The 23406-nt window shown below is 54.2% G+C and carries 24 protein-coding genes, 1 tRNA gene and 1 riboswitch; of the genes, 13 read left to right on the top strand and 12 right to left on the bottom strand.

Features of this window, described 5'->3' with window-relative positions; genetic code table 11:
* Positions 1-100 precede the first annotated feature (100 nt).
* Together FHW16_RS04365 and FHW16_RS04360 are read left to right on the top strand one after the other, a co-directional pair.
* Positions 101-745 (top strand): S24 family peptidase, encoded by a 645-nt coding sequence (locus FHW16_RS04365; RefSeq protein WP_182547906.1) that lies wholly within the window; start codon positions 101-103, stop codon positions 743-745.
* Positions 746-762: 17 nt separating this feature from the next.
* On the top strand, positions 763-1647 hold the full coding sequence (locus FHW16_RS04360; protein ID WP_182547905.1) for a thermonuclease family protein: 885 nt from the start codon (positions 763-765) through the stop codon (positions 1645-1647).
* Positions 1648-1658: 11 nt separating this feature from the next.
* Here the strand turns inward: FHW16_RS04360 and FHW16_RS04355 are convergent, their stop codons facing one another.
* The 3 genes from FHW16_RS04355 to FHW16_RS04345 all read right to left on the bottom strand — a co-directional run bounded on the left by FHW16_RS04355 (position 1659) and on the right by FHW16_RS04345 (position 4685).
* Positions 1659-2042 (bottom strand): VOC family protein, encoded by a 384-nt coding sequence (locus FHW16_RS04355; protein WP_182547904.1) that lies wholly within the window; start codon positions 2040-2042, stop codon positions 1659-1661.
* Between the two features lie 37 nt (positions 2043-2079).
* Positions 2080-3738, bottom strand: coding sequence for a lysine--tRNA ligase (locus FHW16_RS04350; protein WP_182547903.1), 1659 nt, complete (start codon positions 3736-3738; stop codon positions 2080-2082).
* A 107-nt stretch (positions 3739-3845) separates the two neighbouring features.
* Positions 3846-4685 (bottom strand): transporter substrate-binding domain-containing protein, encoded by an 840-nt coding sequence (locus FHW16_RS04345; protein ID WP_182547902.1) that lies wholly within the window; start codon positions 4683-4685, stop codon positions 3846-3848.
* A gap of 316 nt (positions 4686-5001) precedes the next feature.
* On the opposite strand from FHW16_RS04345, the gene FHW16_RS04340 reads away from it, so the two are divergent.
* Positions 5002-6846, top strand: coding sequence for a glycosyltransferase family 2 protein (locus FHW16_RS04340; protein WP_182547901.1), 1845 nt, complete (start codon positions 5002-5004; stop codon positions 6844-6846).
* On the opposite strand, the gene ppk2 is transcribed toward FHW16_RS04340, so the two are convergent.
* The gene (gene ppk2, locus FHW16_RS04335; RefSeq protein WP_432652007.1) at positions 6815-7657 is read right to left on the bottom strand and encodes a polyphosphate kinase 2; all 843 of its coding nucleotides are present in this window, start codon (positions 7655-7657) and stop codon (positions 6815-6817) included. The genes FHW16_RS04340 and ppk2 overlap by 32 nt on opposite strands.
* A gap of 162 nt (positions 7658-7819) precedes the next feature.
* On the opposite strand from ppk2, the gene phoR reads away from it, so the two are divergent.
* Positions 7820-9097, top strand: a complete 1278-nt coding sequence (phoR, locus tag FHW16_RS04330; RefSeq protein ID WP_182547899.1) for a phosphate regulon sensor histidine kinase PhoR — start codon at positions 7820-7822, stop codon at positions 9095-9097.
* 52 nt (positions 9098-9149) lie between these two features.
* Here phoR and FHW16_RS04325 read toward each other — a convergent pair whose 3' ends face one another.
* Positions 9150-9677, bottom strand: a complete 528-nt coding sequence (locus FHW16_RS04325; protein ID WP_182547898.1) for a GcrA family cell cycle regulator — start codon at positions 9675-9677, stop codon at positions 9150-9152.
* 484 nt (positions 9678-10161) lie between these two features.
* Here FHW16_RS04325 and FHW16_RS04320 point away from each other — a divergent pair, with 484 nt between their 5' ends.
* From FHW16_RS04320 to FHW16_RS04305, 4 genes are read left to right on the top strand one after another with little or no spacing between them, the layout of a single operon-like run.
* Positions 10162-11367, top strand: a complete 1206-nt coding sequence (locus FHW16_RS04320; RefSeq protein ID WP_182547897.1) for an aspartate aminotransferase family protein — start codon at positions 10162-10164, stop codon at positions 11365-11367.
* Positions 11368-11376: 9 nt separating this feature from the next.
* Positions 11377-12315, top strand: a complete 939-nt coding sequence (gene argF / locus FHW16_RS04315; protein ID WP_182547896.1) for an ornithine carbamoyltransferase — start codon at positions 11377-11379, stop codon at positions 12313-12315.
* A gap of 1 nt (position 12316) precedes the next feature.
* The gene (locus FHW16_RS04310; protein ID WP_182548917.1) at positions 12317-13318 is read left to right on the top strand and encodes an Hsp33 family molecular chaperone; all 1002 of its coding nucleotides are present in this window, start codon (positions 12317-12319) and stop codon (positions 13316-13318) included.
* A gap of 24 nt (positions 13319-13342) precedes the next feature.
* A complete protein-coding gene (locus FHW16_RS04305; protein WP_182547895.1) occupies positions 13343-13555 on the top strand; it encodes an alkylphosphonate utilization protein in 213 nt (70 codons plus the stop codon).
* A 42-nt stretch (positions 13556-13597) separates the two neighbouring features.
* Here the strand turns inward: FHW16_RS04305 and FHW16_RS04300 are convergent, their stop codons facing one another.
* The 3 genes from FHW16_RS04300 to FHW16_RS04290 form a co-directional block, all read right to left on the bottom strand.
* Positions 13598-13906 carry a hypothetical protein gene (locus FHW16_RS04300; RefSeq protein ID WP_182547894.1) on the bottom strand — a complete coding sequence of 103 codons (309 nt, stop codon included), beginning with the start codon at positions 13904-13906 and terminating at the stop codon, positions 13598-13600.
* A gap of 78 nt (positions 13907-13984) precedes the next feature.
* Positions 13985-14377 carry a Co2+/Mg2+ efflux protein ApaG gene (gene apaG, locus FHW16_RS04295; protein ID WP_182547893.1) on the bottom strand — a complete coding sequence of 131 codons (393 nt, stop codon included), beginning with the start codon at positions 14375-14377 and terminating at the stop codon, positions 13985-13987.
* Between the two features lie 169 nt (positions 14378-14546).
* Complete coding sequence (locus FHW16_RS04290) at positions 14547-15734, bottom strand: O-succinylhomoserine sulfhydrylase (protein WP_182547892.1); 1188 nt, start codon at positions 15732-15734, stop codon at positions 14547-14549.
* A 62-nt stretch (positions 15735-15796) separates the two neighbouring features.
* Positions 15797-15876: riboswitch (SAM riboswitch) on the bottom strand.
* Positions 15877-15959: 83 nt separating this feature from the next.
* Here FHW16_RS04290 and FHW16_RS04285 point away from each other — a divergent pair.
* From FHW16_RS04285 to FHW16_RS04270, 4 genes are all read left to right on the top strand, one after another.
* Positions 15960-17054 (top strand): 2'-deoxycytidine 5'-triphosphate deaminase, encoded by a 1095-nt coding sequence (locus tag FHW16_RS04285; protein ID WP_182547891.1) that lies wholly within the window; start codon positions 15960-15962, stop codon positions 17052-17054.
* An 81-nt stretch (positions 17055-17135) separates the two neighbouring features.
* Entirely contained in the window at positions 17136-17447 is a 312-nt protein-coding gene (locus FHW16_RS04280; RefSeq protein ID WP_182547890.1) for a hypothetical protein, read from the top strand.
* Positions 17448-17540: 93 nt separating this feature from the next.
* Positions 17541-17614: transfer RNA gene (locus FHW16_RS04275), tRNA-Gly, on the top strand.
* 218 nt (positions 17615-17832) lie between these two features.
* A complete protein-coding gene (locus FHW16_RS04270; RefSeq protein ID WP_182547889.1) occupies positions 17833-18261 on the top strand; it encodes a GFA family protein in 429 nt (142 codons plus the stop codon).
* Here the strand turns inward: FHW16_RS04270 and FHW16_RS04265 are convergent.
* From FHW16_RS04265 to FHW16_RS04250, 4 genes are all read right to left on the bottom strand, one after another.
* Entirely contained in the window at positions 18226-18741 is a 516-nt protein-coding gene (locus FHW16_RS04265) for an AAA family ATPase (RefSeq protein ID WP_182547888.1), read from the bottom strand. The genes FHW16_RS04270 and FHW16_RS04265 overlap by 36 nt on opposite strands.
* A gap of 253 nt (positions 18742-18994) precedes the next feature.
* Positions 18995-19300 carry a hypothetical protein gene (locus tag FHW16_RS04260; RefSeq protein WP_182547887.1) on the bottom strand — a complete coding sequence of 102 codons (306 nt, stop codon included), beginning with the start codon at positions 19298-19300 and terminating at the stop codon, positions 18995-18997.
* 395 nt (positions 19301-19695) lie between these two features.
* Complete coding sequence (locus tag FHW16_RS04255) at positions 19696-20070, bottom strand: VOC family protein (RefSeq protein ID WP_182547886.1); 375 nt, start codon at positions 20068-20070, stop codon at positions 19696-19698.
* Positions 20071-20144: 74 nt separating this feature from the next.
* Positions 20145-20360, bottom strand: coding sequence for a DUF4287 domain-containing protein (locus FHW16_RS04250; protein WP_182547885.1), 216 nt, complete (start codon positions 20358-20360; stop codon positions 20145-20147).
* 471 nt (positions 20361-20831) lie between these two features.
* Here FHW16_RS04250 and FHW16_RS04245 point away from each other — a divergent pair, with 471 nt between their 5' ends.
* Positions 20832-23222, top strand: a complete 2391-nt coding sequence (locus FHW16_RS04245) for a hypothetical protein (protein ID WP_182547884.1) — start codon at positions 20832-20834, stop codon at positions 23220-23222.
* Positions 23223-23406 lie beyond the last annotated feature (184 nt).

The raw sequence follows: 23406 nt of genomic DNA, 5'->3' as shown, positions 1-23406 counted from the left end.
CGGCGATATAAGAAAGTTTTCCGCGTTTTATCTCGACTTTTCCCCAATTCCCTCCTAAAACTTTAGTGAAGGTATTTTTTCCTTTATCTGGAAGAGTCCGATGTTTTCACATGACCGTATCTGGGCGGCCATCGATGCGCTGGCCGAACGTCATTCACTTTCCGTTTCGGGATTGGCGAAGCGCGCCGGGCTTGATCCCACCACGTTCAACAAATCCAAGCGCTATGCCGTCGACGGCCGTGCCCGTTGGCCCTCGACGGAGTCGCTGGCCAAAATCATGGAAGCCACGGGTGCCTCCCTGGATGAGTTCATGACACTGGTCGTCGGTGGCAAGGGCATAAAGGCCGGCATGAGTGCAATGCGCTCTGTGCCGCTGCTGGGTTTTGCCCAAGCGGGTGCCGGTGGCTTCTTTGACGACGGTGGTTTTCCTGTCGGCCAAGGCTGGGATGTGGTTGAGTTTCCGATCGGCTCCGGAGACGCAGTTTATGCGCTTGAAGTTTCCGGCGAGTCCATGCTGCCGCTCTATCGTGATGGCGATACAATCATTGTTGCCCCGGGTGCTCCTGTGCGCCGCGGCGACCGCGTTGTGGTCCGCACGAAAGAGGGAGAGGTCATGGCGAAGATTCTTGCACGCCAGACCCCGCGCACCATTGAACTGCAATCTATGAATCCGGAGCATGCCAACCGGACATTTGATGCCGTTCATATCGACTGGATCGCCCGAATCCTGTGGGCCAGCCAATAACAGGGAGTCTTCCTCCTATGCGTCGGATACCGCTTTACGTTCTGACCATTCTGGTCGGGCTCGTTTTGGCCTATGTCTTTATCTCCCCGTTTTATAACGGTTTGCCGTCGGCGGGTGTAAGTGGGCAGGACGTGACGATTGTCCCGGAGAACTTTGAAGTACCCGACGACATGGACGGAAACTCGTCCGATACACCTTCGCCCCAGCAAGAAACGGCGCCTCCCGGGGCGCAAACAACACCTGCCGCCCGTCAGGTCGATCCGGATGGGTTTTCGTTTGCAGGCAAGGAGAATGCCCCCCTGCAGCGCATCGAGCCACGCCAGCCTCTGGGCGAGATAGGGCATGCGTCGCCCCCTCCGCCCCCGCCTCCTCCAGTACCCGTCGACACGACGGCAAGGCCCAAATTGCTTTATCGGCCGGTGGCAACGGCTGCCGGGACTGTCGAGGCTTCGGGATATAAGATCGCCGTCGAGGGTATTGATGTCGTGCCGCCTGAAGAAACCTGCGCTGTTGATGGCGGTTCTTCATGGCCCTGCGGCATGGCTGCACGCACTGCCTTTCGCAATTGGCTGCGTTCACGAGCCATAGAATGCAATGTGCCCGATCAGCCTCCGGAAGCGCTTCTTGCCACACAGTGCAAACTTGGCACGATGGATCTGGCGACGTGGCTTGTAGACAATGGTTGGGCACGGACTGCCGATGGTACGCCCATGGCTGAGAATATGAAAAAGGCTGCAGAAGCAAAGCGTGGCATTTTTGGCAGCCCACCGCCAACGCTGCCTGCTATCGGAGATTTACCGCCGCTTGAGCCTTCCGGCGATACGCCGTTGCCATCCCCGGAGCCGCAGCCGGCACCGCCTGCAGCCGTTCCTGATGCGCCGTTCCCAGCAGCACCGCAGTAGAGCGTTTCTGCTTAACGTTCGTGGCAGACAGCCTCGATATTGTGGCCGTCGAGATCGTGCACGAAGGCCCCGTAATAATCCGGATGATAGTGCGCGCGCAATCCGGGCTGACCATTGTCTCTCCCGCCGCCTTCAAGGGCTGCCTTGTGGAACGCGTCAACCAGCGCACGATCGCTGACGCGGAACGCAACGTGCAACGGAGGATTGTTCGGGTTACCGCTGGCGATCCAGAAATCGGGTTTGCCGCCTTCGCCGAAGCCAGCAACGTCAGCGCTCCCGGTGACAGACGCCGGGAATTCGACAATCAGTTCATAGCCAATGGCGGCAAGAGCTTTCTGATAGAATTTCTTACTCTCTTCGAAATTGCTGACATTCACCCCTGTGTGGTCAATCATCTGTTCCTCCCGCGGTTTTGCTCCGGATATGGAAGAACTATGCCAGTTGACCCGTCAACGCCTTTTTGATGAGCGCGCGGGTTTCGTTGATGCCGTAAAGCGCAACGAAGGAGCCAAAGCGCGGCCCGCGTTCCTGCCCGATGAGGACTTCATAAAGCATCTGGAAGAAGGAGACCGATACGCCGGGGCCACCCTCCGGGCTCTTCTTTGTATGGTCCTGATAGCGCTCGATACCCCGGGCGACGTCCAGCATGGCGTTCTGGATGGTATTACCATCAGCATCCGCAGGCAAAGCGGCAAGCTGCGCGTCAATCGCTTTCAGTGCCGCAAGCTCGACCTCGTCAGCAGGGCGGAACTTTTTGGTCGGCTTGACGAAATCGTTGAAGTAGCGGATCGCGTAAGTGACAAGCTCATTCAGCTTCGGATTGTTCTCCTGCGTCACGCCGGGCGCGTAACGGGAGATGAATCCCCACAAAACGTCGGCATTTTCCGCATTCGAAGCGCTGACAAGATTGAGCAGCATGGCAAAGGGCACCGGCATATCGAGTACAGGCGGATTGCCGTAATGCTGATGCCAGACCGGATTGCCGAGACGCTCCTTCCATTCCTGCCGCTGGTAGGCGGACAAGAATGTGAAATACTCGTCCACGGCCTTCGGGATCACATCGAAATAGAGCTTCTTCGCCGTCTTCGGCTTCTGGAACATGTACAATGCCAGACTCTCGGTCGGCGCATAGGTCAACCAATCGTCGATGGTCAGACCGTTGCCCTTCGACTTGGAAATCTTCTGACCCTTGTCATCGAGGAAGAGCTCGTAGTTGAAACCTTCCGGTGCACGGCCACCAATGGCGCGGCAGATCTTTGATGACAAGGTAACGGAGTCGATCAGGTCCTTGCCAGCCATTTCATAGTCAACGCCAAGCGCGGTCCAGCGCATAGCCCAGTCGGCCTTCCACTGACACTTGACCTTGCCACCAGTGACTTCGGTTTCTACATGCTCGCCGGTATCGGGATCTTCGTAGGTGATGGTGCCCTTCTGCACATTGCGGGCGATCATCGGTACCTGCAGGACAACCCCGGTTGTCGGGCTGATGGGGAGAAACGGCGAGTAGGTCGCCCGGCGTTCTTCGCCGAGTGTGGGCAGAATGATGTTCATGACATCATCATAGGCTGCCAGCATCTTGAGCAATGTCTCATCGAACCGGCCCGAAGCGTAATAGTCCGTCGCGGAGGCAAATTCGTAATCGAAGCCGAAGCGGTCCAGAAACGCCCGCAACCGTGCGTTGTTGGCCGCGCCGAACGATGGATACTCATTGGAGAACGGGTCGGGAATGCGGCTGAGCGGCTTGCCAAGATGTGATGCCATCATCTCCCGGTTCGGCACATTTTCCGGAACCTTGCGCAATCCGTCCATGTCGTCCGAGAAACAAAGAATCTTGGTCTGAATGCTATCCTTCGTCAGGACGCGAAAAGCATGGCGGACCATCGACGTTCGTGCAACTTCGCCAAACGTGCCGATATGCGGCAGACCAGACGGCCCGTAACCGGTTTCAAACAGGATCGTGTCGGGATATCCGGACTTTTCGTAGCGTTTGATGATCTTCTGCGCCTCTTCGAAGGGCCATGCTTTGGCCTCGGCTGCCGCCACGATAAGCTCGGGGGTCAGTTCGATTTGGGTGTTTGGGCGCGAAGTCATTCTTGGTTTCCTGTTTTCCTGCCATGTGGTGAAGCGCGCGGACACTATGGCGGCAGCTCCGCCGCGTCAATTGCCACGGCGTCACACAAGGCTTTTGCTGTGCAGTTTCAATAAAAATCGACGGGGAAGTACCGTAGATAGAGTTCGGAGGTCGTGCCTTTTTCCTCCATGGATTTCAATGCAAAATTGAAGGCATCGACGAGATCGGTATTCTTCGTGGTCGTGGCAATCATCATACCGTCGCCCAGAAACTGCGGCGCAATATAAGGTCCACCGGAAAATGTGCAGCAATTTTGCGCTTCCGGACTGCCAATCCAGAACGACAGGTCGGAGCCGTCGCCGAACACCGCATCGATCTTCTTGTCCCGTAAATCCTTCAGCATCAACTCGCGTGTGGGGTAGCCGACCCATCTGTCTTTCGGAAAGTAATCGGCGAAAATCGCCTGGTGCACGGACCCGGCCAAAACGCCAACCACTTTCTTGTCGAGCTTATCCGCCAGAGGCTCCTCGAGTGTCGTTTCTTTTAAAGTGACGAACCGGGCAGGCAGCCGCATATAGGGTGCAGTGAACGCAAACTTTTCGCGCAGTTCGGTGGTGGGCTTCAATCCCGCGATAATGGCTTCGGCTTCGCCATTTTCCACGGTCTGCTGGAGCTCGTTCCACGGCCGTGCTTCGATCTGGCAAATCGCGGTTACATTCAGTTCGTTGCAGATGGCCCGCACAAGATCAATGTTGAAACCGGAAATCCGTCCGCTTGCGTCAATGAAGTTGAACGGAGGGTAGTCCACCGTGGTTACAAACCGGATGCGCTCGACCGTAGAGAGGTTCGGCTTGGCAACATGCTCCCGTCCATCCCAATAATGCGGAAAATCCGATGCTGCGCCGACTTGAGACAGTCCTGCCATAAGGAAACTTGCGGTGTAAAAAGCGATTGTCCGGAAATGCATTCGATCTCAGAAGCCCGTGTGATTTGCCTGAAGATTAGCATGGCTGGTTCTGACATGACAGGTTCGATGGTCGTCGTCCACCTCCCCACGGAGTGGCAGGCTGGATCAGGGGTCGCTCTTCGACTTATGAAGAATTGCTACGGGTACAAATGGGATTAAGAATAATATTCGTTCCTTACAACACTATAAATTGTTCGACATTTCATTTTCAATTTTGAATTGTGAGTTGATTCCATGATTTTGACGCATCCTCTGCTGAAAGAATCTACTTCAGACATTCACAACACGCAAATATTAGACTCCAAGTAGAGGGAAGATGCTTCATCGTGACCTCGAAGTGCTTTTGGCGGCGCGCCTCCATCGTGCTGGATTGGCGAAAATCCTGATAGTGAGCGCTTTCGCGGATTCAATCATCAACAGGACGTCTTTCATTGACGAACTCTATGCCAACGCGTGTGGTGAAGATGCGCTGATAGGACAGTGCATTGCCGATGTTGCCGGCGTGACTTTTGAACATGCACCGCGGACCACAGGCATTTTTCTGCGATCAGGTTCTGATGTCGCCGTTCTTCCGCACGCACGCATCGCGACGACACTCAACCGTGACAACAATGCGCTGATTTATATCGCGCCGACGATCGGCGATATTGCCGATATTAGACGCGGTCTACCAAGCAGTAAAAACCTGGTAATCCGCTTGAGAGTGACCACGCCTCCGGGTGTGCGTGATCTTCTCAGGGCAGGGCACCAGAAACTGCTCGCTGATAAAGCGGCAAGAATGATTGAAGACGCCCATCACGAATACTCTGCGAAAACTGTCCTGACCGGTCAGCAAGGCGTCCTGATCGGCGTATTGGCAACCTGTTTTTTGTTGGGCGCTTTTGAGAGGCAGCACGTGAGCTGGAATGGGTTGCACATCTTTCTCTCCCTGTTCTTTCTTGCCTGTGTTGTGCTGCGATTGGTGGCTTGTAAAAATTTGAGCGGCGATGATCCGCCGCCTTTGCTGGAAATAAGCCCAGCAGAGCTTCCAACTTACACGGTGATGATTGCGTTGTATCAGGAAGCGGACATTGTTCCGCAACTCGTCAAAGCCATGTCGGCATTGAATTGGCCACGGTCAAAGCTTCAGGTCCTCTTCCTCTGTGAAGGAGATGACGAGGCGACACTGAATGCCCTGAAACGCCTGGACCTGCCTCCATCATTCGACATTGTTCCAATATCGGAATGTGCCCCGCGAACGAAGCCAAAAGCACTCAATTATGGACTTTTATTGTCAAAAGGGGCCTTTGTCGTTGTTTACGATGCCGAGGATCGTCCTCATCCTGACCAGTTGCTTGAAGCCTTTCAAAGCTTTCAATCAGCCGATGAAAAGCTTGGATGCCTCCAGGCTCCGCTGAAGATTGCCAATGCCCATGAAAGTCTGGTCGCTCGCATGTTCGCCTTTGAATATGCGGCCCACTTCCAGAGTTTTCTGCCCTGGCTTGCACATCGCGGGTTCGTATTGCCGCTTGGCGGCAGTTCCAATCACTTTCGCTACGATTGCCTGACTGCCCTCGGAGGCTGGGACCCGCACAACGTTACGGAAGACGCGGAGCTCGGAACCCGTTTGGCCCGTCTAGGGTATCGGACGGGTATGATCACACGGCCGACCATCGAAGACGCGCCAACTGAAGTCGACGTGTGGTACCGTCAGCGAACGCGTTGGTTCAAAGGCTGGATACAGACGTGGCTGGTGCAGATGCGACAGCCGGTAACTCTTCTCAGGCAGCTGGGTCTCCTGCGTTTCCTTGTCTACCATCTTCTGGCGGTAGGAATGATTGTTTCTTCGCTGCTTTATCCCTTCACGCTGCTTTTTATCCTCTCTTCCGCCTTCTGTTGGCTTTCTGGAAATGGAGTCGTTGTTGTGCGCCGGGATATCCTTCTTCTCGATCTTATCAATATCGTGATGGGGTATCTGTCATTCCACAGGCTGGGGCTGCGCGCCATGGCGGGCACGACGATGCCCGGCAGGATCTTGCCTTGGATACCGCTCTATTGGCTGCTCATGTCCCTGGCGGCATGGCGCGCCTTGCGGCAGCTCAACAGGCTGCCTTTTCTATGGGAGAAAACACCCCATCGGCCATCCCGGTCTATTCAAGAAAACCCGGGCCAGAACCGATGATCAGGGCATCCTCATTGCCGATCACTTCGATGTCGCGATCCTTGTAGGGCAAGCTCAACAAAACCCGACGAATAACGGCTATCCGTGCGCGGCGTTTGTCATTGGAACGGACCACGGTCCATGGCGCATGGGCCGTATGGGTTCGGGCCATCATCTCATCCCGTGCCTTGGTGTAACCATCCCATTTTTCCGCGCCGGCAATGTCCATCGGTGAGAATTTCCAGTTTTTCAACGGGCTGTGGCGCCGATCATGGAAGCGCTTCAACTGCATGATCTGGCCGATGTTGAGCCAGAATTTGAAGAAGAAAATGCCATCGGCGACGATCATCCGCTCGAAGCCCGGTGTTTCCTCCAGAAAGGACTCATGCTGCTCCGGTGTGCAGAAACCCATGACAGGTTCGACACCGCCGCGATTGTACCAGGAGCGGTCAAATGTGACGAATTCGCCCTTTGTCGGAAAATGCGAGACATAGCGCTGGTAATACCATTGCCCGCTTTCCGTTTCACTGGGTTTGGGCAGGGCAACGTTGCGTGCATTACGTGGGTTCATGTACTGGCGTAATGTGAAGATGGTACCGCCCTTGCCGGCGGCATCGCGACCCTCGAAAACAGACACGACACGGCCGCCTGTTTCCTGGAGCCAGCTCTGCATTTTGACCAGTTCAATCTGCAACTGTTCAAGGGTCTTCGCGTATTCGTCCTTGTCCATTTTCTCGGTATAGGGAAAATCACCCGATGCAAGGGCACCGTCGTCAATCCAGTCCGGCAATTTGGGGTCATCAATATTGAAGCTGCGCTTCTTGCCATCAATCTTGAGTTTAAGCGTTGTCTTACCAACCTGCGGCTGGTCGGATTTCTTTTTCGAATTCTTGGCCAATACAGCCTCCCTCAATTGACATGAAGCCATGTTATTGGGACAGCGTTGTGGCGTCCAGTGTCGATGACAAGCATGGCAGGGCAGGGAGTTGAACGCATGAGCATATTGGGTTCGGGTCAGGAGGGTCGCAGTTTGCGGCAGAGAGCGCTCCAGCGGATCATCCGGGCGCGCTACGTTCTGGGCGCCGCGGCCTTTCTCACTGCGCTTGTGCTTAATTCCGGCGCTTCCTGGTGGCTGAGTTTTGTTATTCTGATGCTTCTTCTGCTGGGCGTTGTCGCACTGTCCGCGAGTATTCCGCGCATGGACGATGGCAACGCTGTTCAGCCAATAAGCGATCCGGCGATCTTTCGCTTGTCCGGTCAGCAGCTCGCAGCGCAATTGCCTGATCCGCTGATTATCTTCGATCACGAAGGCACAATTCTTTATGTGAATCCGGCTGCCAACGCCGCGTTCGGTCCATTGGCGCGTGGGGGGACATTGCTCCTGCATTTTCGTGCACCGGAGATGCAGACCTTGGTTCAGTCCGTCATGGCAGATGCGCAGGCCGGGTCGATCGACTATTCCGAGCGTGTTCCGGTTGAACGCTGGTATCGCGCCACAGTCTTGCGCCTTGATCAAGGCGGCCCCGACCGGCAGTACCTGTTGTCGTTCCGCGATCTGACAGAAGCCCATCGGCTCGAACGGATGCGGTCGGATTTCATTGCCAATGCCAGCCACGAACTGCGTACACCGCTGGCCTCACTCAGCGGCTTCATTGAAACGCTGCGCGGTCCTGCACGCAACGACGCCGTCGCGCGCGACAATTTCCTTGAGATTATGCACAAACAGGCTGAACGCATGGCACGGCTGATTGACGATCTGCTGTCTCTGTCACGCATCGAGATGAAAGCACACATCGTCGTCAAGGATCAGGTAGACCTGACAACAGTTCTCAATCACGTGGTGGATTCGCTCCGCCCGCTTGCTGCTGATCTGGACATAGAGATTGAACGGAACATCGATCCCGGTCCGGTCATGGTTCTCGGTGACCGGGATGAACTGACACAGGTCTTTCAGAACTTGCTGGAAAACGCATGTAAATACGGCCAGTCAGGCAAGAAGGTCATTGTGGAACTCAAGAACAATGGCGAGGGCATCAAGGCCACTGTTCAGGATTTTGGTCCTGGCATACCCGAAGAACACATACCGCGACTGACCGAGCGATTTTACCGCGTTAACATCGAGACAAGCCGCGCCCAGAAGGGCACGGGTCTTGGTCTCGCAATCGTCAAGCACATTCTGACGCGCCACCGTGCACGCCTCGTGGTCCGCTCGCGCGTCGGGGAAGGATCATCCTTCACGGTTGCCTTCGGCTCGCAGAAGACCCGAATATGAGGCCAAACAAAAAAGGCGCCTGAGGGCGCCTTTTTCCAAAAGTGTATTCTAGTTACCGAACGCGTCGGCGATCGGAGGCTGGCTGATAGGCCAGCCGGGAATGATACGTGCAATAGGGACCGCCTTCGCCGACATCATTTCCACAGAAGTGGAAATCAGGCTGCAACGGGTCACCCATGGGCCACTTGCAGGTACGCTCGCTGAGCTGCACCAGTTCAAGCCGGCGTGAAATCGGCACAACGACATCGGTGGAAGGCTTCATGACCGTCTGTGTCACGGCATCAGCAAAATATTCCTGCTGCAATGCGGTTGCACCGACACTCTTTGTCACCACCCGGCTTGTCATCTGCACGGAGGTTGCCACGCCGCTACGATGTCCGCTCGAAGCGGTTGTATTGACTTTCTTGCTGCGCGTCTGGGTCGAGGTTGTCTTACCACGACCTGACAATTTCAGGCGGTGCACCTTCCCGATGACCGCATTGCGGCTGACGCCACCCAGCTGTGCTGCGATCTGGCTTGCGCTCAGGCCTTCGGCCCAAAGCTTTTTCAGCTGTTCTACGCGCTCATCTGTCCAGTTCATGTTCCTTGGCTCCGTATTGTGCGGACTCTAGGCTGAATCCTTCCCTCACATCTGGATTGCTCCAGATCGCAGATACTATATCTATCCAGGTGACGAGGTCCGCCGCACGAAATCTAGCTATTCCGTTTCTCAAGCTACAATATGCGATGACTCTGTGACAAGAGTCGGGCGTGGGATGCAGCTATGCTTTTTTGGGTTTTCCCCAACTTGCGCGTGGAAACGGGACATAAATGACATTTCTTGGAGGTCATGTCGCTTTTTGTATGACGGTACGGCTATAGTTCTGAAAAACTTGAGGAAAGACCGCTTGGTTCAAAGGGTAATATCTCGGTCTGTTTTTGAAGTGTTCATTTGACAATTGCAATTCGAATGATGATATTACCAGTGTCAGGCCGCCCTTGTGGGCGGCTTTTTGATTTCATCGCTGCCGGTTTCTTCTTAGCAAACAGCAGATTAAAACAGGGTATTGGAGGCCCGAAACGACATGACGGACGCAAACGCGCAACCGCTATACGACACTTTTGCTCGTGCGGATCTGCGCTTTGAGCGAGGAGAGGGCGTGTGGCTGGTAACCGAGAGTGGTGAACGCTATCTCGACTTCGCTGCCGGCATTGCCGTCAATTCGCTGGGCTACTCGCATCCGCATCTCGTCGAGACCCTGAAGGCCCAGGCCGACAAGCTTTGGCACCTGTCCAATATTTATGAAATTCCAGGGCAGAAACGCCTTGGCCAGCGTCTTGTCGACAATACCTTTGCCGACAAGGTCTTCTTCACCAATTCCGGTGCGGAGGCGCTGGAATGTGCGATCAAGACCGCCCGCCGCTATCACTATGTGAATGGCCAGCCGGAACGGTTCCATATCATTACGTTTGAAGGTGCCTTCCATGGCCGGACGCTGGCAACAATCGCTGCCGGTGGTCAGGAGAAATACCTCGAAGGTTTCGGACCAAAAGTGTCTGGTTTTGATCAGGTGCCCTTTGGTGATGAAAAAGCGTTGAAGGCCGCCATCGGCCCACAGACTGCTGCCATCCTGATCGAACCAATTCAGGGTGAGGGCGGCGTACGGCCGGTAGAGGATGAAGATCTGCGCCGTCTGCGCAAGATTTGCGACGAGAACGGTCTGCTGCTGATCCTCGACGAGGTTCAGTCGGGCGTTGGACGCACGGGCAAGTTTTTTGCGTATGAATGGTCAGGGATCACGCCTGATATCATGGCAGTTGCCAAGGGTATTGGCGGCGGCTTCCCGCTGGGCGCTTGCCTGGCAACAGCCGAAGCAGCCAAAGGCATGACGGCAGGCGTGCATGGCACAACCTATGGCGGCAATCCGCTCGCCATGGCTGTGGGCAATGCGGTGCTGGACATTATCCTTGCCGATGGCTTCTTCGAACACGTTCAGCAGATTGCACTGTTCATGAAGCAGGGCCTTGCGTCGATCTCCGACCGCTATCCCGAAGTGATTGCGGAGGTGCGCGGCCGTGGCCTGTTGATAGGTATCAAGAGTGTCGTTCCTAACACAGCACTTGTACAGGCGATGCGCGACGAGCATCTGTTGACCGTGGGTGCGGGCGATAATGTCGTGCGGTTGCTTCCGCCTCTGGTCGTGACGGAAGAAGAAGCGCGCGAGGCTCTTTCGAAAATTGAAGCGGCAGCCGAACGTCTTTCGGTCACAGCCCGGCAGAAGAGCGCGTAAGGAACTGTCATGACAATCAAGCAGGACCTCCGTCACTTCACGGATATTTCGGCGCTTTCTTCTAATGTATTGCGGTCAATTCTCGACGATGCGCGCGCCCGCAAGAACCGCCTCAAGGCAGGCAATATCGAAAAGCCTTTCGCCGGCAAGGTGCTTGCGATGATTTTCGACAAGCCCTCGACGCGTACCCGCGTTTCCTTCGATGTCGGCATGCGCCAGCTCGGTGGCGAAACCATCATGCTTACGGGTTCCGAAATGCAGCTTGGCCGCAGCGAGACCATTGCTGACACGGCGAAGGTGCTCTCGCGTTATGTCGATATCATCATGATGCGCACGACCACCCACGACCGGCTGATCGAAATGGCTGAGAACGCCACCGTACCTGTCATTAATGCGCTGACCGATGACACGCATCCGTGCCAGATCATGGCCGATATCATGACCTTCGAAGAACATCGTGGTCCGGTCAAGGGCAAAACATTTGCGTGGACTGGCGATGGCAACAACGTTCTGCATTCGCTTGTGGAGGCGGCTGCACGCTTTGATTTTAATCTCAATATTGCCACACCTGACGGTAGTGAGCCCGAGAGCAAATATCTTGCTTGGGCCAGGAACGCCGGTGGCAATGTCAAGCTGACATCCGACCCGATTGCGGCAGTTGAAGGCGTCGATTGTATCGTCACCGATACGTGGGTTTCGATGGGACAGGAGGGCCGCGCGCGCGGTCACAATGTATTCATGCCCTATCAGGTCAATGATGCCCTGATAAAGCACGCGCATCCGGATGCGTTGTTCATGCACTGCCTTCCGGCTCATCGCGGTGAAGAAGTAACGGATTCAGTTATTGACGGACCGCATTCAGTAGTCTTCGATGAAGCCGAAAACCGGTTGCATGCACAAAAAGCTATTCTAGCCTGGTGTCTCGAAGGAGGTCGCCCGAGTGTCTGATATGCCTGATATTACCAAGCGCTCCGACGAATATGTCTTCGCCGGGGATGATGCCGTTGTCCCGTTCCAGGTCGAGACGCTTGCTGCTCGCGGTCGCGCCGTGCAGTTGGGTGCAACGCTCGATGATATTCTCAGCCGACATGACTATCCAGAACCCGTCGCGAAGCTTTTGGCAGAAGCGATTGTCCTGACTGTTCTTTTGGGGACGTCATTGAAATTCGATGGCAAGTTCATTTTCCAATCACAGTCCGACGGGCCGGTCGATATGCTTGTCGTCGACTTCCGTACCCCGAACTCCGTGCGGGCCTATGCCCGCTATGACGAGGATCGTCTGGCGGAGGCGATTGCTGAAAACCAGCTCTCGCCGGAACAGCTGATGGGCACTGGAACGCTGGCGTTGACCGTCGATCAGGGAGAATATACGCAGCGTTATCAGGGTATCGTAGCGCTTGATGGCTCCAATCTGGAGGAAATTGCCAAGACCTATTTTCGGCAGTCAGAACAGATACCGACGGATCTGCGCCTTTCGGTAGCAAAGCTCATTGAACGTGGCGAAGACGGCAAACCCGTCGAGCAATGGCGCGCCGGTGGTTTGATCGTGCAGTTCCTTCCGGAATCCGAATTGCGTATCCGTCAGCGTGACCTGCCGGCCGGGGATGCTCCGGATGCCGATGAGGATGAAGACGACATTGAAGAGGATGATGACTGGGCTGAAGTAAAGGCTCTGGTTGCCACCATTGAAAGTTCGGAACTGACTGATCCGCAAGTAGGAGCCGAGAGACTGCTTTATCGTCTGTTTCATGAACGGGGCGTGCGCGTGTTTGACGCTGTCCCGGTCAATGACGACTGCTCTTGCTCACGGGACAAGATTGCGGGTGTGCTTTCAGGGTTTACCGCCGAAGAGATCACCGACAGCATTGAAGATGGCAAGATCAGTGTGACGTGCGAATTCTGCTCGACTCATTACGAGTTTGATCCCGCGGAATTCCTGCCAAAAAACTGATGACTCCTCACAAGGATTGCCCTTATGGAAGTGCGTGACAGCAACGGAAATGAACTTCAGGATGGCGATTCAGTCACTTTGATCAAGGATCTCAAGGTCAAGGGAACATCCGAAACCATCAAGCGCGGCACACTGGTCAGGAACATTCGTCTCAATGGCCGCGAGGGTGAAGTCGAGTGCAACACCAAGCAGGTCAAGGGCCTGGTGCTGCGAACTGAGTTCGTCAAGAAGGCCTGATCAACTGGCGATGTCTCTGAAATCACCCCGTGCCGGCAGGTTCTATTGCAGCATACCGTTGGCCATCCGCCAGGAAACGAGTGCCTCGTGGGCAATCGTAACGGCGATCAGCAGCACGAGAAACGCACTGATGATCAGCCATAGCGGCCATGGTTTTGCCGACCGTTTGGCAAATAGCCCGACAACGAGACCGGGGACAAGCGCGAGCGCCAGCAATTCCGGTATACCCGCCTTTCCTGCCTGGATGCTTGGCAGAACATAGCCCATAAAAAGTGCGCCAACACCGATGGCAAAAGTGACGACAGAACAGGCGAGCGCCTTCACATAAGGTATTTCAGTTTGGCTGGTCATCAGGTGGTGTACTCATGCATGTGATCAAAGTGACGCTTGAAACGCTGCGCGGTGCAAAATGAGACCGTTCGGTCGCGCTTAATTCAATGTCCGCAATTGGTCTGGCAAATCAAGCGAAAAAGCGGGGATTTCAATATCGAACAATTTTCCGGCCTCGGTTTCCATGGAGTAACGCCCGACCATGACACCGGATGTGGTTGTCAAAGGGCAACCCGACGAATATTGGAATGAGTCTCCCGGGTTAAGCACCGGTTGCTCGCCAATCACGCCCGGTCCGCGGATTTCCTCGATCTGGCCGTTGCCGTCAGTAATCTTCCAGTAGCGTGCACGGAGCTGAACGGTCCCGTCGGATTCATTGGCAATCGTAATCCGGTATCCCCAGACATATCGATTCTCATCCGGGTTGGACTGCTCCTCCAGATAGAATGGTTCTACAACAACTTCAATGTTACGGGTAACAGCGCGATACATGATAAACCTTGTTTCATCGCTGATATTGCGGGTCAGAGCCGTCGCGTCAACCGCCGCAATACATAAAGTTGGTTAAATTTAATGTGAATATTCAATATTGTTGCAAAATTTATACTTAAATATACCAAAACCGCACTGAAATTGGTTTCAGTGCGGCATCGGTAATGCCCTACTTGGCTGCCTTGAGGGCAGCGTCAAAATCCTCGATCAGATCATCGGCATCTTCAAGGCCGACGGACAGGCGCAACAGCCCATCCGAAATGCCCAGTTCCGCGCGCGCTTCATCTGTAAGGTTTTTATGGGTGGTTGTCGCCGGATGAGTGATCAGACTCTTCGAATCCCCGAGATTGTTGGAAATCCGCACCACTTCCAGGCTATTTTCAAAATCAAAGGCCGCTTTCTTGCCGCCCTTCAGTTCGAACGCAACGAGAGTTGAGCCGCCCGTCATCTGCTTGGCAATGATATCAGCCTGCGGATGATCGGCGCGTCCTGGGTATATTACTTTTGAAATTGCCGGATGATCGGCGAGGAAATCGGCAATCTTTGCCGCACTTTCTGTCTGCTGGCGCACGCGCACGGGCAAGGTTTCTAGCCCCTTCAACATGATCCAGGAATTGAATGGGCTGAGGCCCGGACCGGTATGACGGAAATATTCATGCAGGTTCTCATCGATCCACTTCTTGTCGGAAAGGATAACGCCGCCTAGGCACCGCCCCTGACCTTCAATGTGCTTGGTTGCCGAGTAAACGACAATATGGGCGCCGAGTTCGAGTGGCTTCTGAAACAGAGGCGTCGCAAACACATTGTCAACGATCAGCTTGGCGCCGACCGAGTTGGCAATCTTTGCCACCGCAGCAATATCAACGATCTCAAGCGTCGGATTGGTTGGGCTCTCGAGAAAGAGTGCCTTGGTGTTGGGACGGATGGCCTTTTCCCAGTTCTCGGCTTTCGAACCATCGATCAGGGTAAAATCAACACCATATTTCGGCAGGAGGGTCTCGATAATATAACGGCACGAGCCGAACAGCGCTTTGGCGGCCAGGACGTGGTCTCCGGCCTTGACCTGACACAGGATGGAAGCGGCAACGGCAGCCATGCCCGAAGCGGTTGCGCGCGCATCTTCCGCGCCCTCAAGGGCACACATGCGCTTTTCGAACATATCCGTGGTCGGGTTGGCGTAGCGCGAATAGATAAAGCCGGGCTCTTCGCCCTTGAAGCGGGATTCAGCAGCTTCGGCCGTGTCGTAGACAAAGCCTTGGGTGAGGAACAGGGCTTCCGATGTTTCACCGAATCCGGAGCGCAAGGTTCCGGCATGAACGAGTTGTGTCGCAGGGCGCAGCTTACGGGTTGTGGTCATCGTCTTCTCAATCTGCCAGAATCTGGCCAATAAAAAACCGGCCTTGCGGGAATCGCAAAAAGGCCGGACGAGACCGGGCCTCTTTTAGCAAATTATTTAACGTGGCTGCAAGCCGGCCGGCCAAATCACCACGGGATAAAAGTGCTTTAATCCTCTTGGCGGCTTGCGTCAATCGGGTGAGGCGCTAAAGCTTTTGTGAAATTGTGTGAGGTTTCGGCGGTCGACATGAGTATACGTGAAGCGGGCATTCTGGCGGATAGTGGCATCAGGGCATTGTATCAGGCCGGTGCACTGAAGACAGAGCGGGATTTTGATGCCGATCAGATTCAGCCGGCGAGTCTGGATTTGCGGCTTGGTGCAAAAGCCTATCGTGTGCGCGCAAGTTTTATGCCGGGACCCGGCACTCCCGTCATTCACAAACTGGAGAAGCTCAAGCTGCACGAGATCGACCTCAGTCAGGGTGCCGTTCTGGAAACCGGCTGTGTCTATATCGTTCCTCTGCTTGAGAGCCTCGCCTTGCCATCAGGCGTTTCGGCATCGGCCAACCCCAAGAGCTCCACAGGCCGTCTTGATATTTTCACCCGCGTTATTGTGGATGGCGCACAGGAATTCGACAAAGTTCCGGCAGGGTATACCGGGCCGCTTTATCTCGAAGTGAGCCCGCGCACCTTCCCGATTGTTGCGCGCGCCGGATCGCGGCTTTCACAGATACGCTTCCGCACCGGACGGGCACAACTCAATGAGACTGAACTGACCGCATTGCATGGAAGCGATACGCTCGTGGCATCGGATACGCCGAACATTTCGGGCGGCGGTATCGCGTTGTCCATTGACCTTACGGGCGACAAGAATGGTCTGGTCGGCTATCGCGGCAAACATCACACCGGCGTTGTGGACGTGGACAAACGGGGTGCCCATGATCTCTTCGATTTCTGGGAGCCAATCCATGATCGTGGCGCCCGTGAGCTGGTGCTTGATCCGGACGAATTCTACATTCTCGTTTCCCGCGAGGCCGTACATGTTCCTCCGCTTTATGCAGCTGAGATGACGCCGTTTGATCCGCTGGTGGGTGAGTTTCGTGTTCACTACGCCGGGTTCTTCGATCCGGGTTTTGGCCATACCGCAGCGGGTGGCACCGGCAGCCGTGCCGTGCTTGAAGTGCGCAGCCATGAGGTCCCATTTATTCTGGAGCACGGCCAGATCGTGGGCCGTCTGATCTATGAACATATGCTGGAGCGGCCCAGTGCCCTTTACGGCACGGATCTTGGCTCGAACTATCAGGCGCAGGGCCTGAAGCTTTCCAAACATTTTCGATCATAAACGACCACTGGTTGACAAAACCGTCATTCGGCAGAGGTTGAGCGGCACCACGAATTTTTCCATTGGATTTGGACATTCGCAATGCCTCAGGAATCCCGGCCCAAACGGCGCATCGTTGTCATCGTCCTGACGATCGTCACCATCATTGCCCTGCTGCCGCTGTTTTCAGTGCTGGCGACTTACGCCATCGCCACACCGCTCGGATGCGCGGTGGATGAAGGCAGCGTCCATCCGTGTCTTGTGGGTGGCATCGACATTGGGGATATGCTCTACACGATGGGCGTTCTGGGGTGGCTGATGATACCGGCCGCGCCTGTTCTGTTGATAGCAGTGTTGGGTTGGGTCGGGCTTGGCATTGCTGCTGTTGCCGGGCGGATGCGCCGGAGCCGCTGATATACAGACAGTTTCCGGCGTGATCAGCGAAACTGGTTGACTATCGGTTCAGTCTGCTTTTGATTTTGGTTGTCCGGCACGCCTCTTGGATAGGCGGGTGTAGTTCAATGGTAGAACGGCAGCTTCCCAAGCTGCATACGAGGGTTCGATTCCCTTCACCCGCTCCAGAAGCCTTTTCAACCCCGACCTGTTCATGATCGATGCAGAATGTCATGAATTGCTGCGCGGTTGACAGCTTCCGTGCACTGTATCATTTTTGGCGTTGCGCATACTGATCCTTGACAGGGTCACGTCCCAAGCGCTGCCAGTCCGTGACAACGGTCAAAACTGCGCCTCACCCCAACATTCCAAAAGTTGTTTCACCGAGAAAGATGGAGGATTTTCCATGTCCGATGCCCAATGCGTATGCGGTTCACTGAGGCTTAAGATGCGAGAGCCAGCAAAATTGGTTGCCGCGTGTCATTGTCTAGCCTGCCAGCGGCGAACTGGTACTTCATTCAGCGTCAACGCGTTCTATGCAACTGATGCCGTCGAAGTTTTCGGAGCCGCAAGGGAGTACATTCGCGTTGCCGACAGTGGCCGCAATGTACGCATGTATTTTTGCCCGGCCTGTGGTTCGACACTCTATTGGAAGCCCGATGCTGCACCCGCAATAATTGGCGTAGGCGTTGGTGCATTGGCCGATCCAAACTTCCCGGCGCCAACCCTGTCAATATTCGAGCGCTCTAAACATCATTGGGTAAATCTTGCGGAGGTTGAACGCTTCCAGGCGAGCCATTCAACGGTCAGCGCGGCGTTTACTGAGTTGAATTAGCAGACCGGCAATGGCGTCTTCCAAACCCGTAATGGAAGTATCAACGGTGATTGTTCCTGCATCCCACTTTTCATAAGGTCGATCGACGACCTGTTTCCAGGTAGGTAGTACCAAGCCGGCAATATCTGAAACCCGAGTTTCGACGCGGCGTCTGTGCTCGGCCATGTCCGAACATATGACCTCAATCGCGTGAAAAGGGACGTTGGTGCGTGCTGCCACATCTCGCCAGGCTTGACGGGTGAGCTCCATGCCGTTGACGTAGTCGGCAACGACGGTCGCTCCTGTCCGCAGGTTTTCCTCTGCAACAGCGTATCCAACGATGTAGGCCGTTGGGTTGTCATCGTCCTTCATAACGTCGGCTGAAATGAGAGCCTGTGCGATCGTGTCAGCGCGCAAAAACATCCCATTCAAGCGTCGAGCAAGTTCACGCGCGATAGTGGATTTTCCGGTTCCCGGCAGCCCACTCATGATGATCAGCATATGCAACCTCGTTTAGAATGCGGTGAATACCGTTTGCAAAACCGTTCTTAGCTGCACGCTGCTTAGCTGATTTGCCGTCCAATTATGCCAATAGAACTCAATCTCGGCGGTTCGTTTTACGCGCGGTCAGGAGTTGAGTTGGCCTTCCACATATTCAGCCGATAAGCATCGACAGGGGCAGGTGTTGCATCGCCGTCGGCGTCATTCCCTGCTACATGTTCATGCGTATGTGCGTTTGCAGCGCTTTGGTGATCTAAAGCTGGTCGTTGTAGGGTTCTTTCGATTCCCCAACCAGTTTTGCAAGTTCCGAGAAAGACCAGGGCGTTTCGGCGCCTGTATCATTGGCAATTTGCAGAACTCTGATTGGAAAACACACGGCATCCCGATTGGACGGAGACATGTTTTCTGTGAACCTGTTGTCGCTTCGGGCGGTTGCTTCTGCCTTGTCGAACGCAACATCCAGTTCTTCTTGAGAGATGATACCTTTAGAGACCAGCAGACGGTTGATCGATGCAATGGCTAAACAAAGCCCTTCAATTTGCAGATTTGCTGCGTGCATGATGTTTCTCCCTTCGGTTCGAATATTCCCCATCTCATCAACGCGTGAATGACTGGAATGATCCCGGGCCAAGGATAATAGCATGAACAAGTTCAATCACGCGCGCGCACAGAATACTGCGCTCTAATGCTGCGCAAAAGTCGCGGGCAGAATTTGGTGACGACGAATGCATGTTTTTCAGTTCTCGCCTCATGGCACGTCGCGTGCCCCTGTCATCTATTTTTCTTGCAAGTTAAACTTGACCAAAGTCCGACAGGTGGCGCTTAAGGCCTATCTGAAATGCAACGACGGTGACGCCGACTACCCGGTTCCTGCAAAGTAGGATTGGTTACGCATAATGCCCCTTTTCTTTGGGATGATGGGACGCTGACCTGCGGGTGGCGCCGGCGAAAAGGTCAGGCACCAGGTTCGTGACAAACCACTTCGATGTTGTGCCCGTCCGGATCAATGACGAAAGCTGCATAGTAGTTCGCGTGGTAGCGCGGACGCAGACCAGGCGCACCATTGTCTTTACCACCCGCCTCCAGGGCCGCGTGATAGAATGCTTCGACTTGCTGGCGATTCTCAGCTGTGAACGCCAAGTGAAGATGTGCCGGCCTCTCCTCGGTTTGATACAGGCACAAGGAAGCTTTACCCTTTGGGCTAAGCTCGACACCATATGTCGGCAAGCCCTCAGCGACAACAGCTACGCCAAGTGGTTCCAGTGCCTTGAGATAGAACGCTTTGCTCGCCGCATAGTCGACGACCCCGAATTTGACATGATCAAACATGAATTTTCCTGAAGTGCGTGAGCCTGCGCGAGGCCCGGCGTTTGCAATCCCGAAAGCCCCAAGGGATGGTGAAATCAGCTTTCATTCCGGGCTCGAAAATAAGCGACCAAAGCGTTGGCGTGTCCATGACCCATATTGTGTTGTGTTTTAAGGAAGGCAACCATCTCCATATGTTTCTGGTCTTTTAAACTGCCCAAAGTAGCCAGCCAATAATCAATGGGTTTGGCATATTTTTTCTCGATGGATGGAAAGTACGAAGCAGGGCCTTTCACAGTTTCGTCTGTAGACATCCGATGCTCTCCCTAACTATCTGCAATGAGTTAATCGTAGGACGAACTGAGTAATCAAGTTCCTACAAGCCCCCAATCTTTTTTGCATTATCTTTTCCGTATGGTCCAAGCCTCGTTTTTGATCGTCGTGCGGGAGTTTCGAGTTTCGAAACTCCCGAACCCTGACGACGTTAGGAGGGACATTGACGCGCGGAGCACGGCGAAGGGCCATCGATATCCTTTGGTACTGATCTCGCGATAACAAAGGAAGTCCAAGGTAAGAAGCCTAGAGTCAATGTTGAGAAGACGCGTAGGTGTAAATATACTTAATTGTTATTCTCACATTGGATATGATGCGGGAATATTACTGCTGTCGGCAATGCTGAGTTATACAGATTGGGACAATCTCAGAACTGACCTTATCTAGCCAACCGCCTATCACTGATTGGAGTGATTGCTGATGTTGGTGAGCAAATTGTTTGGAGATCTTCCATGAGAATGTTCTTTTGGCTCAATCTGCTCTTTCTGGTTCCAGCTTCGGCATTTGCGCAATCCAGGCCTGATATGGGGCCTTCAACATCGACGATAGGAAACGCGCCTATTGCTGGCAATACAACCGAAGTTTTGCCTTCGGACAGTGGAAAACCGCTTCCCGCTGCTGTTGGCACGACGGATACCCCATCCAATGATGCCATCTACTACATCGCCCCGGGTACCGGAGCTGTCGCCTTGACGGTAAACAGCAAGCTCAGTCAGATCATCAATGCTGCCGATTTTGGTCTGGTGAGTGACAATTGCGCGACAGATGCCACAGGCCCGCTGAGAGCAGCGATTGCTGCAGCCGCTGGGAAAAAACTGGTAATTCCGGCGGGAACTTTCTGCCTCAATACTGCAAGCAGTACCTTGCAGATTACCAGTCCAATAGAGATTGAAGGTCAGGGGACGGCGGGCACTCTGATCAAATGGAATGCACCTTTTGGTACAAACTATGCGCCGACCATCGACGTTCTGGCCGATAATGTCACTGTTCATGATTTGGCTTTTGACGGCAATTCCGTAAACGATAACTATCTTGATTCCGTGTATTACGGTGGTGTTGTGACTTCGCCGATGACGCCGTGGGGCGAGGTGGCTTTCGTAATCGAAGGCAACAATTTTACGGGTTATAATCTGAAAGTCAGGCGAGCCTTCAACAATTGTATTGGCATCGGCAAGATAACTGCGGATGGCAAAAAACCAATTTTTGGAAGCCCGCGCAACGTTAACCTGAACAATATCTACACAGAATATTGCGGCAATGGAATTGCAGCAGCGAACCAGCCTATTCCGGGCCACAATGGTTTTGGAGTAGACAATGGGTCAGGTTCATACGTCAACATCAGCAATGTGATTGACAGGCAGTCCTTTGCCAATTTTGGCAATGATCTCAATGCGGGCGCAGGTGTTAACTGGACCAATGCCTGGGGTTATTTTGCCCGTCGCGATCCTGCTCACACGGCTGCAGTGCCCGCAAGCGGTTTCGGTTTTTACAACGGATCGGCCGGAGGCATGTTTAACAATATCAATATCATTTCACCGGACACATTTGGTGTTTTGGCAGGTGCCTCCGCGTCGCAGACATCATGGAACAACATAACTGTCCGTGGGGCAGGTCGTCAGTGTCTCATCATTGGTGCAACATCATCCAACTGGAACAATGTCGAATGTGAGTCCCCTTCAAAGGCTCTAGCGGGTGGCTATGCGGCGGTAAGAATCCGTAATGATGAGGTCACGTGCGATGAGCATCGGCGAAATTGCCAACCGTTGCCAATCTCCAATCTGCGGATGAACAATTTGGTGATTGAGGGGGCAACCAACACACGAGCGCAGCAGAATGCCCCACCGACATGGTCGTATGCCATTGAAACTACGGGTGGACCCCACAACGTCACCGGCATTATTAATATGAACAAGGCATCAGGAGAAAAAGGGCCCACGGCTTTCAACATTGATCCTGCGGTGACTGGATTGCAGATCAATCACAAGGAAGCATTAACGCATTCGTTCGGCGATCCGATGATAGATTCCCTCTCGCCCTATAGCTTCGCCTTTGGCGGCCTGACGAATGTGAAATCCACAGGACAAAATGCGAGCTGGCAATCTGCTGGCTTTGGTGACGTTGCCAACAATGGCAGCCTTTTTGTTTCCGATACCGCCATACCTGCGAAACGTCTCGCCTTTGGCTGGGATCCTGTGAACAACATAAGCGTAGTACAGTCCATCCAGGCTCATGTTGCCCCGCAGCCGCTTGCGCTCAATCCATCGGGAGGTAACGTTTATCTGGGCCAACAGACCCTTACGCCCGCATCTGTTGCAGGATTTCCCTACATGGGATCAATTGCCGGAAAGCCCACAGGAACTCCTCCCGCGATTTCCGGAATGGCTCCCTTCACGTTTGACGCAACGAACAGGAATTTGAATATCTACAGTGGTGATTGGCTGAGAATTCCGACTGTTGCCGCGTCGGCAGCTGATATGTGGGAAGGAACGGCAAACCGGCTTGTGCAGCCACCTTCTGTAAATGCCGCAGATGCTCCGGTCACCCTGAACGATGACCTACACGTTGTCCTAAATTTCTCGACGGGCAAGAACTATTCGCTGCATCTGACTCTCCCGGTAACGAATCTGGATAATCCGCTGAATGTCGTGCCCGGGCGCACGGGATTCATTCGTATTTCGCAGGATGCAACCGGTGGCAGGAGCGTGGCTTTTGGCAATGCGTTCAAGTTTCCGGGGGGAATACCTTGTGTTGTTGCTTCAGCTCCCAATGCGATTTCGTACATCCGCTGGTCGGCATTCAGCTCAACTGAATTGAGTACTGCATGCGATCTGGATGTTCGGTAATTCGATCAGGTTGGTCTGTTGCGAGAGCATGGATCTATTAATGGGGTTACGTCCGCTTTTGACCAAAACGTGCAGCAACGCTAAGATAAGTTGGTTGCCTATGGCAACGGCCAGGGCGAAACGGTCCCTGCTGGGAGAGAGCAATGCGCTTGGCTACCGACCTCGAAAGATAGAGGATGACGAT

The organism is Phyllobacterium myrsinacearum (genome assembly GCF_014138285.1).
In the GTDB taxonomy this organism is placed as follows: domain Bacteria; phylum Pseudomonadota; class Alphaproteobacteria; order Rhizobiales; family Rhizobiaceae; genus Phyllobacterium; species Phyllobacterium myrsinacearum_A.
This window is presented reverse-complemented; position numbering and strand designations above follow the sequence as displayed.